This window comes from Pseudoalteromonas sp. 2CM39R, assembly GCF_023161845.1.
Window position 1 is genome coordinate 319,202 of sequence record NZ_JALNTM010000005.1, and the last position, 16,532, is coordinate 335,733.

Sequence of the window (16,532 nt, forward strand, 5' to 3'; positions counted from 1 at the left end):
AGCTAGATGATACGGTAAAAAGGAGAGAGAAAATAGGCTGTGACGGGCAAGAAACAGCCTATTTAGTGAGGGATGTAGGCCCTCAGAATAACAACCACTAATTAATTACGGCGTATTAGTGTAGTTGGTGACGACGCTTTTTCGTGAAGCCAAGTTTATTTAGCTTAACGACAATAGCTGGGTCGTCGATTCGTTCTGGTGTTTCACCATTACGTAGAAAATGATCGCTTGGAACTTGATATACATCGAGCATCTTGTTGAATAGCACTGTTCTGATATCCATTGCAGTCATGCCATTATTTTGTAACTCATCAAGTTGCTGCTGTATATCTGAAAGTTTCCCAGCACGTGCGTCATCCGTGTTTGCTAAAAATTCGTTGGTAAACTTATCTTTCATTTAAACAACCTCAATCCATCTAACAGTGCTGAATTAAAAACAGCGGTACTACACAACACTGTTAAACTTTTTTGTGTTAAAAATAGATACTTAGCTAAGCACCTTGGAATTAATTCTACTCTTTTTTTTAGCCTGATTGCTAATCTGGATGTAAAGCTTTGTAAATAAGCTTGACCCAATAAAGGGACTGATTTGGTTTGTCGTGAAAACTAGTTAGCCAACTAACTGAATACAGTGAAAATAATTCTCAGTACCATGAAAAGGTACCGAGAATTATTTTTTACATTAAGAGAAAAGTTTTTGTTTTACATGCTCAGCGAAGCCGCTACCAGCTTCTAAATAGAAGTTATAAGTAGAGTCGACCCCCATATCCTCTAGTTCTTTTTGCTGATCTGGGTAGTTTGCAATCGCCGTAACTTGACCTTCATAACCAGAAGCACGAAGTTGCTCTAAGGCAAAAATATTTTGCATGTGTTTTGGCATTGCAAGCATCACCATACCCACATGTGAGTGGTTTACACGTTGCCAAAAGTCAGGGTCAGTGGCATCAGCAAGTAACACCCGGCGGCCTCGTTTAATATGCTTATCGACAACATCTGGCTTAATATCAATGCCAGCAACAAGGTTAGGGTGAGTTTGACTGATTGTTTCATAGGCACCTGTACCAATTCGACCCATACCAAAGATTACGATTTTAGTGTCATTTAGATTAACTGGCAGCTCTTCTGCAAGACGGCTGTCACTTTCAAATTTTAGTAGCCAATGTTCTATTTTTACATACACTTCATTCGAGCGTTTATTTAATGGTGATGCGAGTATAAAGGTGATTGACACAGCGATAGCCATTACGGCCAGCCATTCAGATGTGATCATATTGCTGGTGGCTGCAACGGCGCAGACAATCAAGCCAAATTCACTGTAGTTAGCTAAACTAAATGCGCTCAACAAAGAAGTACGAGCACGTAATTTAAACACGTTTGTTAGTACATAATAAAGTGCAACTTTTATTGGCAGGACTAAAATAAGGATGAGAGCAACAATCACAGCATGACTTGTCAATTCAGCATTCAAGCCAATATTTAAGAAAAAGCCAACCAGCAACACGTCTTTTAAATTAAGGAGTGACTTTGATAGTTCACCAGCTTTTTTGTGTGAGGCGAACATCATACCGATGATCAACGCACCTAAATCACCTTTAAGACCTGCAAATTCAAACGCTTGATAGCCAATAATTAGCGCAAAGAAAAAGCCAAATAGAGGTAATAATTCACCGTGCTTTGAGCGGTTTAATACCCAAAACATCACAGGGCGTAAAATGGGTAATCCAACTAATAATGCCAGCGCCCAAATGTTCGGGGCTTTACCCGTACTTATAGCTAAGAAGATAACGGCAAAGATATCTTGCATAACCAAGATACCAATGGCGATTTTACCATGGAGGCTTGCCATCTCACCGCGTTCTTCAAGTACTTTTACGGCAAACACGGTGCTAGAGAAGCTAAAAGCAAAGCCGACTAACAATGCGCTTTGCCAAGTAAGCTCATTAAATAACGGCAGTGCAAGGGCCCCCAATAACAACATGAAACCACTAAATAGCGTACTGCTCAGAACAATATGCAATGAAGCGGGCGCCCAAACTTGCGGTTTTATTAAGTTAGATACTTTGAGTTTAAGACCAATACTAAACAATAATAAAGTAACACCCAAGCTTGCTAAGGTATTGAGCAGCTCGGTTGTTTTATATCCATATAGGTTAAGTGCAAAACCCGCTAACAAAAAGCCGATAAGAGGGGGGAGCCTTAACTGGTAAACAGCAAAGCCACAAACGAACGCGGTAGCAAAGTAGATTAATTCCATAATTGTTCTTTTTACTTCATTTGCTAGAAGTGTAGCGAAATATTCGTTATTGGAAAACAAGATTGAGCAAGAAGAGTTCAAAAAATAAGCACTTATACATGATTTATTGATTAATCCGCCAAAAGCATCATTTTTTCGCTGACATTAGCTTTTAATTGTGGTTAAGATGCATTAACAAAGGAATTTAAGCCATAGGTTAGAAGCTGGCTTAAGGAGAAAAGATGTTTAAGAAAATCCTTGCATCAGTAGGTATTGGTGCAGCAAAAGTTGACACTGTACTTGAGACAGAGCATTTACAACCGGGTCAAAAATTTAATGCCGTTATTGTTATTAAAGGCGGCGATGTTGATCAAGACATATCGGGTTTAGACTTAGCATTGATGACACGTGTTAAAGTCGAAGGTGAAGATGGTGAGTACTTTACAAACCATGTAATTGAAAAGTGGCGAATTACAGATATCGGCACGATTGCAGCAGGTGCTGAAAAACATATTCCATTTGAAGCGCGACTGCACTCAGAAACACCGATCACTGAAATTAATGCTGGTTATAACCAATCACATGTGTGGCTTGAAACAGGCTTGGATATTGATTTAGCACTTGATCCAACTGATCGTGATGCACTTCATATTTATCCTAACGATGCCGTAAGCACGTTGATGGAAGCGATGGATAGACTTGGCTTTAGCCTAGTAAAAGCGGATGTTGAAAAAGGCTTCTTGAGAGCGCCGACTTTTCAATCGCATTCAGGATGTTATCAAGAGTTAGAGTATCGCCCAAATAGCCGAAGCTTATTTGGTCTACAAGAGATAGAGCTGTCGTTTGTGCCCGAAGCGCACAAAACTCATGTATTAATCGAACTTGACCGTGCTTTCAGAGGGGATGGTTATGTCGATTTAACTATTGAACATGATCATGTAAACCTGTCGCAGCTGTGTGATCAGCTAGAACGATTATTTGCTTAGGCTAACTGCTATTAAGTTAGTTAAAACCCAGCTACGGCTGGGTTTTTTGTCTTCAAAAAGGAGAGTTATGTTTTCTGTTAAAAGTTATAGTGAACTCAGTAAAGATGAATTATTTGCCATTTTACGGGCGCGGGTTGATGTCTTTGTGGTAGAACAAACTTGTCCTTACCCAGAAATTGACGAAGTAGATAACAATGAACTGACCCAGCACGTGTTCTTGTTTAAAGATCAACAAGTGGCAGCCTATGCACGATGCTATAAAAAGAATGAGCAATTTAGCGCATTTGGTCGTGTGCTGGTAGCAGAGCAATTTCGTGGTGAAGGTTTGGCGAGTAAGTTGGTGCAAACTGCGATAGACACATGTAAAGAGCATTGGCCTGACAAAGCGATTATGATTGGTGCTCAGTGTTATTTAACAGGGTTTTATCAGCAATTTGGTTTTGAAAATGTCGGGGATGATTACCTAGAAGATGGCATTCCACATCAGGATATGTGTTTGAAGTAGCCTAAATGGCCACTTCAAACATAATCATTTGTTAGCTTAGCAGAGAGTTAGCAAATACGAGCGAAATGGCTAGTGGGCAAATAAACTTGATATACCATGGCCATACTTTCCAGAAGAAGCTATTGGCAGCTTCAGGGCATCCTTGTTGAATTTCTTTTAGCAGTGACGCGCGATGCCAAATCCAACCAACAAAAATACAACACATTAAGCCTAGAATCGGTTGACCAATCTTAGTGGTTAAGGTGATCACAAAGCCAAACAAGGTGCCTAAGTTAAAGACAATTGTAAAACTAATGAGCGCAATAATGCCGCCAATGATCCATGTTGCTTGCACACGCTTAAGCGCAAAGCGTTCAACAGCATAAGAAACCGGTGCTTCTAGCATAGAGATTGATGAGGTTAACGCTGCAATACTCATTAACGCGAAAAAAGCAAAGCCAACAAAAATACCCACATCACCCATGCTAGTGAAAAGTGCCGGCAGAACTTGGAATACTAAGGTATCTTCAGAAAGTAGAGCGCCTTCAGCAGAGAAAATTTGTACGCCTTGAGCTTGAGCAACATACATAGCTGGAATAATGAGTAAACCGGCTACAAAGGCAATGAACACATCGATTAAAGTCACATAAGCGCCTAACGATACTAGGTTTTCTTTTTTGCTAATGTATGAGCCGTAGATGATCATTACGCTGGTACCAAGCGACAATGAGAAAAATGCTTGTCCTAACGCATTCACTAATAACTCAGGGTTTAAAATCGATGAAAAGTCCGGCACTAAATACGCCTTTAGACCTTCCATTGCGCCATCTTGCGTCATTACATAGATGATTAGCATAAACAAAATACCTAACAGGGCAGGCATTAAGCGCTTAGACCACTTTTCGATGCCGTTTTCTACACCCTTAGAGATAATAGAGACGGTTAGAATAATAAATCCAGCAGTAAATAAAAGGTTTCTTGATAGTGACTGCTCACTAAGCCAAGTGCTAGCTTGCTCTTGACCGGCTAATTGCGCAACGGGTTCGAGGGTCGCACTCAGCATCCAGCCAGCCACAATCGCATAGAAGCTTAAAATTAGACCCGCACAAATAATACCGCCAAAACCCACCATGAAGGCGAACTTCTTTTGCCATGCTTGATTCGTTACTTTTCGAAGTGAAGTGACGGCATTAGCTTGACCATGACGACCAATTACTAACTCAGCCATTAAAGCAGGATAAGCAAGACAAAATGCTAACACTAAATAAGCCACTAAAAACGCGGCACCGCCATTACTTGCAGTTTGTGTTGGGAAACCCCAAATATTTCCTAAGCCAACAGCAGAGCCTGCTGCAGCCATAATAAATCCAAAGCGGGAGCTGAACTCCCCACGTGATGCGCTCATATTATTGTTACTTCTCTATTTGTGACGGCGCTGACAATCTACTCGAATTAACACTAAATAAAAAGGGTTAATCATCCGCATTTTGGTTGTTCTTCGTTATGTGCGAGCTGTCAGCGTAGAATTCGTGCAATTGCGCATTACAATACGAAACAATTAACACAAATGAAACCGCTTTAGTGGCTTTTATTTTGTATATACCCAAGCCACCTCAAGATGCAGAATTCAGCGTTTCACAGGTGCTTGATATCAAGGCGTTACTTTGCAAGAATGGCAGTCCCTTTTAAAAAGTAACAACGATGAGAGTAAGTGCCTGTGAAACGCCCAACGGGTTGGTTTAAAAGCGATTTATACTGCGTTATTGATTTTAACCATAGAACCACTATTGTTTGCAATCAATGCCTTGCCTAAATCGCTTTTAATTCCAACTGAAACTCGCACCTTGAGATGGTTTGGGTATACATAAGCTAAAACAGGCGCCACCTAGCTGCTTACTTTTTGATACTTCGACCGTGCCATGATGCCAATCAACAACTTTCGCAACGATAGCAAGGCCAAGCCCGTAGCTTTCTCCATCCCGGTTACGATGTGTTTGTTCTTGGAAAAATGGACTAAATACTTTTTGCCAGTTTTGTTCGCTGACACCCGGACCGTCATCTTCAATTTTTATGGTAACGGATTCACTGGTACTCGTAGCACTGAGTAAAATTTCTGATTCAGCAAAGTCGCAAGCATTACTTAATAAATTAACAATGGCTCGAGCTAACCAGTGTAAATCAGCACAAATATCACCGCCTTCAACGAGGTGATTAATGCGCAAGCCTTGTTGTTCAAGCTTGGGCTCAATTTGATGAATTAAAGTAAGAATATAGGTTTCTAGATCAGAATGATTAAAGGTCAACTGATTCGCTTTTTGCTCAAGGGTTGCAAATGCCAAGTAACTTTTTAGCATAGACTCCATTTGGTCTAAGTCGTTTTCCATTCGAGCAAGATACTCAAGGCGCTTTTCGTCATTAGGGCAGTCTTGCGCTGCTTCAAGGCCAAACCTTAAGCAGGCGATAGGTGTGCGAATATCGTGAGATAAACTTGATGCCATTAACTTATTCTCATCAAGAAGTTTTTCAATTTGACTCGCCATACGGTTAAATGTCAGCTCAACATCTTTGATATAGGTAAAGTGAGATAAGTGAATGCGGCTTTTTAAATCACCTTTAGCGAAGCGTTGTGCCGCTTCGTTTAATACCGTTAAACGCTTGGCCAGTGGCGCAATGATAAAGCCCATAAATACGCATAACCCAGCGTAGAACAACAAGGTGAGTAATACATCGTTGCCTTGCTCGTGTGTTAAGTCTTTATCTAAACGCATTTTTAAGTGGTGCGTGCCTAAAGCGGCTTCACTGTAAAGTAAATAGTAGCCTTGCTGATCTTCGAGGATAAGGCCACTAGGTTGGGTCATTTGTGTTAACAATGAATGAGGTAGCGCAAGCGACTGTGTAGGGCGATACTCTAGTTGCACAGCAAAGTTTTGGTTAATATCCGCAATAGCTTGCTCACGATCTTTAGCATCATACTTAGCGAGTTGCTTTGCAAAGCCTTTAATCATTTGTGTTTCGCTAGAAAACACATCCTGAGGTGCTTGGGTTTGTTGGCTAAAAGCATCAATTAGCCAACCCAACACGATGATTGAAAGTAAAGCACTACCAAGAAGTGAGATATAGAACTTTTTCACAGGCGCGAGTCGTTATTGCCAAGCGGTGGCAACAAGTAAATAGCCTTTGCCCCAGATAGTTTTAATTTTTTCAGGGTGCTGAGGGTCATCATTAAATTTTTTACGTAATGATGAAATCAGCACATCCACACTTCTGTCTAAGCCATCATATTCGCGGCCTTTCGTTGCCTTAAACACTGCATCACGTGAAACCACTTGGCCTGCATTACTTGCTAAATAATGCAGTAGTAGGTACTCAGCGCTTGAGATATGAACCTCATCATTATTAAAGTAAACGGTACGTGACTCAGTATTGATTGATAACTTACCCACATTAATAAGCTCAGAGCTTGTGCTTGATTCTTGTGTATCTGATTTAGAGCGAAGTGCTGCTTTTATACGTGCTAATAAAGCGCGAGGGCGAACGGGTTTCATCATGTAATCACTGGCACCAACTTCAAGGCCAATCACTTCATCCATTTCATCATCACGCGCTGTTAGCATAATAATCGGGGCCTGATAAAACTGTCTTAGATCACGGCACACACTAATACCGTCTTGACCAGGCAGCATAATATCTAACAAAACTAAGTCAGGGTTTGTTTTACGCACCTGTTCAACCACTTGATCGCCACGTTGGCATATGGTTGTTTGGTAGCCTTGTTCAATTAAATATTCCGCAACCCAATTGGCGAGAGAAATATCATCTTCTACTAATAAGATAGTTCCGTAATGTTCCATTATTTACTCCTGCTTAGAACAGTCGCCAACGACGTTTCTTCTGACGATTTTGATAGACCCACTGTAATTGTATTTCAGTGCTTGCAACAACCTTACCGTTATCACTGCTTATAAGTTCAAAACCTATGGTTTCTGCTGAATCAAATTGGTATCTAAATAAGCCCTTTTGTTGCATCAACCAGCACTGAATAATGTGCTTGCTTTGTGCATTACGTAAGCAGTAGTTACCAACTTGCTCTTGATGCCATGTTAAATCAACTTCTGCGTAGCAATTTCTGCCTTCACGCAGCGCTACGCAAGTGTCGGGCAGGGCAACTAACGCATTTTCAATATCTTTCTTACCTACAGATTGCTGCTCAGCGAGTAATGGCCCTGACAGTAATAAGGTAAAGCACAAATAATACTTAGAAAACATAACGCACGCCTACCTTGGCTTTATGCTGATACTCTTGAGAAATTATAGGGCTTTGGTGAATATCGTTTGAAAACCAAGTCGATAACCAACCAGTTAAAAACACCCAGTGTCTGTTAATTGGGTATTCTGCATGAAATTCAAAAATAAGGCTGTAAGAGGTATCTGGGTTATATACAGGGCGAGTTTCTAGCGCTTCAGCTTCTGAAATGCCAAAGTAGTAATTTGTAAAGTCTTCTGAGTAGGCACTTAAGCCAACGCCAGAGCGAAACTCCCAATTTCGCCAAGGAATGATCTGGCTAAAAAAAGAATTCATTACCCAGCCATTATGTGCCCCTGAAATATCATGCAGGTATTCAAATGAAATTTGCGAGTTTTCAAAGCGACGTGATAGGCGAAGACCTACATCAAAGTCGTAGTCGCGTGTTCTGATCCCTTCAATCTCTTTAATTACTTCGTTACCATAAATATTTAAGCCTGTTTCATCAAAGCCAGATTGAATGTTGGTGCCGACAATATCTAAGCCCCATTCAAATTTATCGATAACGCTGTAACCTAATGTTAAACCGCCGCTAAGTTGGCTTTGGTCGTAATCGAGGTAAAAGCTGTCGTAAGAAACTGCGAGGTGTACATCTGGCTCTATGCCATCATTATATGAGTCCATGCCTACAAGGTAAGAGTCTTCAACGTAGTAACCTAACCCGATGCCCCAGTCCCACGCAAAGCCTTGGCTAGGTTCTAGAGTATTGTCTGCATAATAGCGGTTACTTGCTTGGCTTGTGTTACTAAGCAAGGTTAAACATATCAATAATAGGGCACTGTAAGCTCGCAACGTTGCTTCCTTGTCTGTGAGAAAGGGTAATAGCTTATAGTATATTGTTAAGGAGTTCCTGTAATCTGTAAAAAAATGTAGTGACAGAAATTGGAAGTGTAAGAAAGTGTTGCAAATTCAAGGAGGGAAGCTGTTTGCCTATGGGCAGACAAACAGCAAAAGTTAGTTACTGAACTTTAATTTTATCGATTAAAATGCTGCTCAGGTAGTACTGCATCATAGGTGTAAGTGCACTAATTTCTGTACGGTTACACGGGCCTTGCTCTTTTTTTAAGGCTGTCATTTGCGTGATAGTTTGATAAGCAGGAATTGTTACTTCTTGATTAATTCGCGCCATGCGAGCTTGTTCCGAGTTTTGCTCGTGCACAAAGCTCGCCACTTCAAGTTCATTCTTGATTACTTGCTGTTGTACAAAGCTATAAATTAGTGGCTCACGATGAAAACTTGCGCTATCAATCGATGATTTTGCGAACCACACAACATCACCAGTTCGCTTGTGAGTTAAGCGCATGCTTACTTGACCTAAAATAGTCGCACATTGCTGAACGGGAAACTGTTTTGCAACTTCGTCAAATAAAGGCAGAGGCTTTTCAGGTTTGATTAATTGATATTCTGTGTCTTCAATCAGTTCAAGATCAAGCTGGTGAATAGATAGGGTATAATCTGCTTTAGTGCCATCTTCTACAACCTTTAATTGTTTGGCTGCAAGTGCTTCTGTAAGCTGACCATACAGGGTATCAGTCACACTGGTTTTGTCGGCAACTATCACCACAGTTTGATTTTTACTCACAGTATGTGCAGGCAATTGCACCGACTTTACTTTAGGGGCCGCATGCTCTGTTTTATACTCTACTTGAAAACGTTGGCTTTGTAAGCTTGGTTTCTTTGGCATCGAAAGTAATGGTGCAGGTTCAGGTTTAAGGGCACAACCAGCTGAAATTAAAGTAAAAAACAAAACTACAAGTAAGCGCATAAAGATTAATCTACCCATAAATATTTAAGATTACGCGTATTGTACGTTAGTCGAGGCAAAAGTTCATGATATTATGTTATAAGAAACTTCCTAAACAGACTTAAAAAAATAAATAATGAAGTACAGCTTATCTTTAATTCCTTTTCTTTTTTCTTTTTTATTGCTTTTTGTTAGCGGAGAAGCTGCTTCGAGTGATAAGCAATGGCAAACTTTCGTTGCTGATTATAATAAACACCTTACTCGTAAGTTAAGAAGTAAAGGGATCCCTGGTGGCTCATTGGCGATTGTAAATATTGGTCATGATGATTTTATTAATGGTATTGGTCGAACAAAAATAGAAAAAGGTCGTAGAGTCGATAAACATACTCGCTTTCGATTGGCATCAGTCTCTAAAACCTTTGCGGGCTCATTAACTGCTAAACTTGCAGCGCAAGGGGAGTTTAATATTGATGACCCAATAAGTAAGTTTATTCCTGCTTTTTCTAATACTGCTTACAAAGATGACTTAAAAATTTATCATATCCTTAGTCATTCTAGTGGCCTAGTACCTAATGCATACGATAACCTAATTGAGTCGCGTATGAGTTACCCAGATATTGTCGAGCGGCTATTGACTGTTGAGCCTATCTGCAAACCAAGCGAGTGCTACGGCTATCAAAATGTGATGTTTAGTTTGATTGACTCAGTGATTTATCAATCAACACAGATGGACTACTCACATTGGATTTCAGAATATATCTTTGCGCCTTTAAAAATGGTGGATGCCAGTGTTGGTTTTGAGGGGATGGTTAAAGACAACAACTATGCTCATCCTCATGTACGCGGTAGAAAGCGTTGGTATACATCTCGTTTAAAGAAAAATTACTATAAAGTGCCTGCAGCTGCAGGTGTGAACGCCAGCGCAAATGACATGGCTATTTGGTTAAATGCGCAGCTAGGACAATACCCAGATGTATTACCACTCGAAGCATTGATCAAACAAACGCGTCCTTATACACATACAAAAAAAGAGACGCGTCGCCGAGTTTGGCGAAGTCATGTTAAAGACGCATACTATGGATTGGGTTGGCGTGTTTATAACTATGATAATGAAGTACTTTATTACCATAGTGGTTGGGTACAAGGTTATCGCAGCGATATTGTGGTATTCCCACATTTAAACATAGGGTTTAGCTTAGTTCTCAATGCAGAAACAGGGTTAATTAATGAGCTAACCACCGAGTTTATTAATCGGGTACTTAAATACACACGAGAACAAAAATAGTTTAAGAAAAAAGTTTAGTTACAAATTAATGCAAAATTATTTTTGCCTACAAAAAAGCCAGCATATTTGCTGGCTTTTTCTGATTCGAAATTTCACAAGGCAGGATTAACCGCGTGGTAATTGAATCTTTTTTTCTTCGCTTTGACGATACAATACAATTGTGTGGCCAATTGTTTGTAGTTTTGTTGCGCCTGTCTCGCGAACAATTGCATCAAAAATCAATGTTTTAGTTTCACGTTCATCTGTAGGAACTTTAACTTTGATTAGCTCATGAATTTCTAGAGCGCTTTCAATTTCAACTAAAACGCCTTCTGTTAATCCGTTTGCACCAAGTAATACAACAGGTTTTAAACTGTGCGCTTGGCCTTTTAAAAACTGCTTTTGTTTGTTCGATAATTTCATCATGTTACAAATTTTGCTGAATATGGCTTGAATTAAGGGTATTCTAACGCCATCTAGAGAATATTACTAATTAGTTACGTATTAATTTTATGGCAAATAAAAAACATTCAGCCAGTTCTAAGCGTTGGCTGAAAGAACATTTCGACGATCCTTATGTTCACGAAGCGCAAAAGAAAGGTTGGCGTTCTCGTGCGGTATTCAAATTAGACGAAATTCAAAACAAAGATAAATTAATCAAACCATCAATGACAGTGGTTGATTTAGGTGCTGCGCCAGGTAGTTGGTCGCAATATCTAGCAGAAAAAGTAGGTGATAAAGGCCAAGTAATTGCTTGTGATATCTTACCTATGGATTCATTAGCAGGTGTCGACTTCTTACAAGGCGACTTCCGTGAAGAAGCGGTGCTTGATGCTCTTTTAACGCGTATTGATGGAAAAAATGTTGATGTAGTTTTTTCTGATATGGCGCCAAATATGAGTGGCAATACATCTGTTGACCAAGCTGGTAGTATGTACTTAGTTGAGTTGGCATTAGACATGTGCCACCAAGTTTTAAAGAAAAATGGCGCATTTTGTGTCAAAGTCTTCCAAGGCGAAGGATTTGATCAATACTTGCAGGATGTACGTAATAGCTTTAAAGCGGTTAAAATTAGAAAGCCCGATGCATCACGCGCCCGTTCTCGGGAAGTTTATATAGTGGCGACAGGCTACAAACTGTAGTACAGTTGTGCTGCGTTAAGTTGAATTTAAATTAATTGGATACAAGAGGTTAACTCCTTGAGCGATATGGCGAAAAATCTAATACTCTGGCTGGTCATTGCTGTTGTGCTAATGTCAGTGTTTCAGAGCTTTAATGGTGGTGATCAGGCAGATCGCCAAACAAGTTACACTCAATTTGTAAGCGACGCTCGTAGTGGCGCTATCCAAGAGGTCTCAATAGAAAGCACATCAGGTACTATCACAGGTACTAAGACTAACGGTGAACGCTTCCAAACTATCATGCCTATGTATGATAAAGACATCTTGAATGATCTTTTAAAAAGCAACGTTAATGTAAAAGGTGTTAAGCCTGAAGAGCAGTCATTCCTCGCCAGCATTTTAATCTCTTGGTTCCCAATGTTACTGCTAATTGGTGTATGGATTTTCTTCATGCGTCAAATGCAAGGTGGTGGCGGTAAAGGCGCGATGTCTTTCGGTAAGAGTAAAGCGCGCCTAATGAGTGAAGACCAAGTTAAAACTACTTTTGCTGATGTTGCTGGTTGTGACGAAGCGAAAGAAGATGTAACTGAGCTGGTTGACTTCTTACGTGACCCATCAAAATTCCAAAAGCTAGGTGGTAGCATCCCGAAAGGCGTGTTGATGGTTGGTCCTCCTGGTACGGGTAAAACGTTACTTGCTAAAGCAGTAGCTGGTGAAGCTAAAGTGCCATTTTTCACAATTTCAGGTTCTGATTTCGTAGAAATGTTTGTAGGTGTTGGTGCATCACGTGTACGTGACATGTTCGAGCAAGCGAAAAAAGCAGCTCCTTGTATCATCTTTATTGATGAAATCGATGCAGTAGGCCGTAAACGTGGCGCTGGCATGGGTGGTGGTCACGATGAGCGTGAGCAAACACTAAACCAAATGCTTGTTGAAATGGACGGCTTCGAAGGTAACGAAGGTATTATCGTTATTGCAGCAACGAACCGCCCAGATGTATTAGACCCTGCGTTATTACGTCCTGGTCGCTTTGACCGCCAAGTTGTTGTTGGTCTTCCTGATATTCGTGGCCGTGAGCAAATCCTTAAAGTTCACATGCGTAAAGTGCCACTAGGCGACAACGTAGAAGCCGCAGTTATTGCGCGCGGTACGCCTGGTTTCTCTGGTGCTGATCTTGCAAACTTAGTTAACGAAGCTGCGTTATATGCAGCTCGTGGTAACAAACGCGTTGTAAGCATGGCAGAGTTTGACGCTGCAAAAGATAAAATCATGATGGGTGCAGAGCGCAAGACCATGGTGATGAGTGAGCAGGAAAAAGAAATGACTGCTTACCATGAAGCAGGTCACGCGATTGTTGGTCGCATGGTACCTGAACATGATCCAGTTTATAAAGTGTCTATCATTCCTCGTGGACGTGCGCTTGGTGTCACTATGTACTTGCCTGAGCAAGACCGTGTGAGCCACTCAAAAGAGCTTTTAGAGTCAATGATCTCTAGTCTTTACGGTGGTCGTATTGCTGAAGCACTAATCTACGGTGAAGATAAAGTGACAACCGGTGCAAGTAACGATATTGAGCGTGCAACCGATATTGCTCGTAAAATGGTTACTCAATGGGGTCTTAGTGAAAAACTAGGTCCATTACTTTACGCTGAAGACCAAAACGAAATGTACATGGGTGGCGGCGGCAGTCGTTCTATGAGCATGTCTGATGAAACTGCAAAAGTGATCGACACAGAAGTTCGTTTATTCTCAGATCGTAACTATCAACGTGCAGAGCAAATCCTTAAAGATAACATTGATATCTTACATGCGATGAAAGATGCACTAATGAAGTACGAGACGATTGATGCGGGTCAAATTGATGACTTAATGGCACGTCAGCCTGTACGTGAGCCGCGTGATGTTCATGACCGTCGCTCAGATGATAAAAAGCCAGCTCCTTCTGCTGAAAAAGTTGTCGAAAAAGACACAAAAGAGCCAGAAGAATCATCAGAAACAAAAACAAATGTTGATGACAAAGCCGAATAGTCGGTACAATTAGACACAGAAAGGCCCCGCTAGTCGGGGCTTTTTTATTTCAAAAAATGCGCAATTTTCAAACTGTTATCTAGAATAATAAATGCGCAATTGACGCTAATTTATAGCATAGGTGTTCAATGACCGTTCTTAACTTACCTCGAGGTCGCACATTACACCTCGATTCCCCAGTGGTGATGGGGATTTTAAATGTCACTCCAGACTCATTCTCTGATGGCGGTAGTTTTTGCCAACTAGACAGCGCTGTCAAACAAGCTCATACGTTATTAAATCAAGGCGCAAAAATAATTGATATAGGTGGTGAGTCTACCCGCCCAGGGGCACCTGATGTATCTCTTGAAGATGAGCTTGAACGCGTTATTCCTTTAGTGAAATCGCTTAGAGCAAGCAGTGATTGTATTATTTCGATTGATACCAGCAAGAGCGAAGTAATGCGCCAAGCGATAATCGCAGGAGCTGACATCATCAATGATGTTAGAGCGTTACAAGAACCTGGTGCAATTGAGGTACTGGCACAATACCCAGAGGTGGCAATTTGCTTAATGCATATGCAAGGTCAGCCTCGTACTATGCAAAGTAACCCACATTATAATGACTTGTTTAATGATATTAATGATTTCTTTGCAGAGCGTTTAGCCGTGTGTGAGCAAGCGGGCATTCAGCAACAACGTATTATTTTAGACCCGGGCTTTGGCTTTGGTAAGACTTTGGCTCATAATTATCAAATACTTAAAGAGTTTAATATATTTAATAAATTCAATTTACCGGTACTAGCAGGCCTTTCTCGTAAATCGATGATTGGTAATTTATTAAATAGAGACACACATGAACGCTTAGCGGGAAGCCTTGCGGGCGCGCTGATAGCAGCACAAAATGGCGCAAAAATTATTCGTGTTCATGACGTACAAGAAACAGCTGACGTGCTAGCGGTTTGGCAAGCATGTGATCGAGGAATTTCAAATGAGTAACACAAGAAAGTATTTTGGCACAGATGGTGTTCGTGGCATGGTGGGTGAGTTTCCAATCACACCTGAATTTGCTTTAAAGCTAGGTTGGGCTGCAGGGCGTGTATTATCAAAAATTGGCACAAAAAAAGTCATTATTGGTAAAGATACCCGTATTTCTGGCTACATGCTCGAAACATCACTTGAGGCAGGTTTAATTGCTGCTGGTATTGATGTTGTTTTGTTAGGCCCAATGCCGACACCAGCTGTTGCTTATCTTACGCAAACTTTCCGTGCTGAAGCGGGTATTGTGATTAGTGCATCTCATAACCCTTACCATGATAACGGTATTAAGTTTTTCAGTGGTCGTGGTTTAAAGCTTGCAGATGAAGTAGAACTTGAAATTGAAGCCATGATGGATGAACCAATGACCTGTGTTGCTTCTGATAAGCTTGGTAAAGCGCGTCGTTTAGAAACTGCTGATGGTCGTTACATTGAATTCTGCAAAAGCCAATTTCCGCAAGGCTTATCGCTTGAAGGTTTAAAAATTGTTCTCGATTGTGCTAATGGTGCTACTTATAACATTGCACCTTCAGTAATGCGTGAACTTGGCGCGGATGTTATCTGTCATGCTTGTGAGCCAAACGGGGTAAATATCAACTTAGAGTGTGGTGCAACTCATGTTGAAACCCTTAAACGCAAGGTATTAGAACACAATGCCGATGTTGGTATTGCCTACGATGGTGATGGTGATCGTGTGATGATGGTTGACCATAATGGCCGAGTTTTTGATGGCGATGACATTGTCTATATCATTGCTTGCCAAGCTGCAAATGACGATATTTTAGGTGGTGGTGTCGTCGGTACGGTAATGTCAAACATGGGTCTTGAGAACGCCTTAAAGGCTCGTGGAATTGAGTTTGCTCGCAGCAAAGTGGGTGACCGCTACGTAATGGAGTTACTGCAAGAAAAAGGCTGGAAAATCGGCGGCGAGAGCTCAGGTCACGTATTAAACCTTGATTTAATCAGCACGGGTGATGGCATTATCTCAAGCTTGCAAGTATTAGCAGCAATGGTTGCGCAGAATAAAACATTGCAAGACTTAGGAGCTGGTTTTACAAAATACCCAATGAAAATGATCAATGTTCGTTACCCACAAGGTACCGACCCAACACAAGATCAAGCTGTAGTTGATATGGTAGCGCACGTTGAAGAACAGTTAGGTGATACTGGCCGAGTATTACTTCGTAAATCAGGAACTGAGCCTGTTGTGCGAGTAATGGTTGAAGCTGAGCAGGAAAAAGTTGTGCTTGATAGTGCACGTAAAATAGCTGAAGTTGTCGAAACTGTGAGCAAACAAACCGAGGCATAACAATAACCTCTTGTAACTTTGGGCAAGTCGAGTTAGTATCTTGC

16 protein-coding genes are annotated in these 16,532 nt (G+C 40.9%); 7 read left to right on the forward strand and 9 right to left on the reverse strand.

Features of this window, described 5'->3' with window-relative positions; genetic code table 11:
- Nucleotides 1-115 precede the first annotated feature (115 nt).
- A complete protein-coding gene (locus tag MTF66_RS13885; RefSeq protein ID WP_248527491.1) occupies nt 116-397 on the reverse strand; it encodes a hypothetical protein in 282 nt (93 codons plus the stop codon).
- 285 nt (nt 398-682) lie between these two features.
- Nucleotides 683-2,254, reverse strand: a complete 1,572-nt coding sequence (locus tag MTF66_RS13890) for a cation:proton antiporter family protein (protein WP_248527492.1) — start codon at nt 2,252-2,254, stop codon at nt 683-685.
- A 221-nt stretch (nt 2,255-2,475) separates the two neighbouring features.
- On the opposite strand from MTF66_RS13890, the gene MTF66_RS13895 reads away from it, so the two are divergent.
- A complete protein-coding gene (locus tag MTF66_RS13895) occupies nt 2,476-3,219 on the forward strand; it encodes a sporulation protein (RefSeq protein ID WP_054561870.1) in 744 nt (247 codons plus the stop codon).
- A 67-nt stretch (nt 3,220-3,286) separates the two neighbouring features.
- The gene (locus tag MTF66_RS13900) at nt 3,287-3,724 is read left to right on the forward strand and encodes a GNAT family N-acetyltransferase (RefSeq protein ID WP_175082068.1); all 438 of its coding nucleotides are present in this window, start codon (nt 3,287-3,289) and stop codon (nt 3,722-3,724) included.
- Nucleotides 3,725-3,755: 31 nt separating this feature from the next.
- Here the strand turns inward: MTF66_RS13900 and MTF66_RS13905 are convergent, their stop codons facing one another.
- The 6 genes from MTF66_RS13905 to MTF66_RS13930 form a co-directional block, all read right to left on the reverse strand.
- The gene (locus MTF66_RS13905; protein ID WP_248527493.1) at nt 3,756-5,108 is read right to left on the reverse strand and encodes a sodium-dependent transporter; all 1,353 of its coding nucleotides are present in this window, start codon (nt 5,106-5,108) and stop codon (nt 3,756-3,758) included.
- 415 nt (nt 5,109-5,523) lie between these two features.
- Nucleotides 5,524-6,834: an ATP-binding protein gene (locus MTF66_RS13910; RefSeq protein ID WP_248527494.1), complete on the reverse strand. Its 1,311-nt coding sequence runs from the start codon at nt 6,832-6,834 to the stop codon at nt 5,524-5,526.
- Nucleotides 6,835-6,846: 12 nt separating this feature from the next.
- A complete protein-coding gene (locus MTF66_RS13915) occupies nt 6,847-7,554 on the reverse strand; it encodes a response regulator transcription factor (protein ID WP_054561866.1) in 708 nt (235 codons plus the stop codon).
- 13 nt (nt 7,555-7,567) lie between these two features.
- Nucleotides 7,568-7,969: a DUF3019 domain-containing protein gene (locus MTF66_RS13920; RefSeq protein WP_062564316.1), complete on the reverse strand. Its 402-nt coding sequence runs from the start codon at nt 7,967-7,969 to the stop codon at nt 7,568-7,570.
- On the reverse strand, nt 7,959-8,798 hold the full coding sequence (locus MTF66_RS13925) for a MipA/OmpV family protein (protein WP_248527495.1): 840 nt from the start codon (nt 8,796-8,798) through the stop codon (nt 7,959-7,961). Before MTF66_RS13925 ends, MTF66_RS13920 begins: the two co-directional genes overlap by 11 nt.
- 166 nt (nt 8,799-8,964) lie before the next feature.
- Nucleotides 8,965-9,771 carry a hypothetical protein gene (locus MTF66_RS13930; RefSeq protein WP_248527496.1) on the reverse strand — a complete coding sequence of 269 codons (807 nt, stop codon included), beginning with the start codon at nt 9,769-9,771 and terminating at the stop codon, nt 8,965-8,967.
- 115 nt (nt 9,772-9,886) lie between these two features.
- On the opposite strand from MTF66_RS13930, the gene MTF66_RS13935 reads away from it, so the two are divergent.
- Entirely contained in the window at nt 9,887-11,035 is a 1,149-nt protein-coding gene (locus MTF66_RS13935; RefSeq protein ID WP_248527497.1) for a serine hydrolase, read from the forward strand.
- Nucleotides 11,036-11,140: 105 nt separating this feature from the next.
- Here the strand turns inward: MTF66_RS13935 and yhbY are convergent, their stop codons facing one another.
- Complete coding sequence (yhbY, locus tag MTF66_RS13940) at nt 11,141-11,437, reverse strand: ribosome assembly RNA-binding protein YhbY (protein WP_054551950.1); 297 nt, start codon at nt 11,435-11,437, stop codon at nt 11,141-11,143.
- A gap of 89 nt (nt 11,438-11,526) precedes the next feature.
- Between yhbY and rlmE the strand changes: the two genes are divergently transcribed.
- From rlmE to glmM, 4 genes are all read left to right on the forward strand, one after another.
- Nucleotides 11,527-12,156, forward strand: a complete 630-nt coding sequence (gene rlmE, locus MTF66_RS13945; RefSeq protein WP_058585438.1) for a 23S rRNA (uridine(2552)-2'-O)-methyltransferase RlmE — start codon at nt 11,527-11,529, stop codon at nt 12,154-12,156.
- Nucleotides 12,157-12,222: 66 nt separating this feature from the next.
- A complete protein-coding gene (ftsH, locus tag MTF66_RS13950) occupies nt 12,223-14,163 on the forward strand; it encodes an ATP-dependent zinc metalloprotease FtsH (protein WP_248527498.1) in 1,941 nt (646 codons plus the stop codon).
- A gap of 128 nt (nt 14,164-14,291) precedes the next feature.
- Complete coding sequence (folP, locus tag MTF66_RS13955; protein WP_058585436.1) at nt 14,292-15,140, forward strand: dihydropteroate synthase; 849 nt, start codon at nt 14,292-14,294, stop codon at nt 15,138-15,140.
- Complete coding sequence (gene glmM, locus MTF66_RS13960) at nt 15,133-16,488, forward strand: phosphoglucosamine mutase (protein WP_248527499.1); 1,356 nt, start codon at nt 15,133-15,135, stop codon at nt 16,486-16,488. Before folP ends, glmM begins: the two co-directional genes overlap by 8 nt.
- The last annotated feature ends 44 nt before the right edge of the window (nt 16,489-16,532 follow it).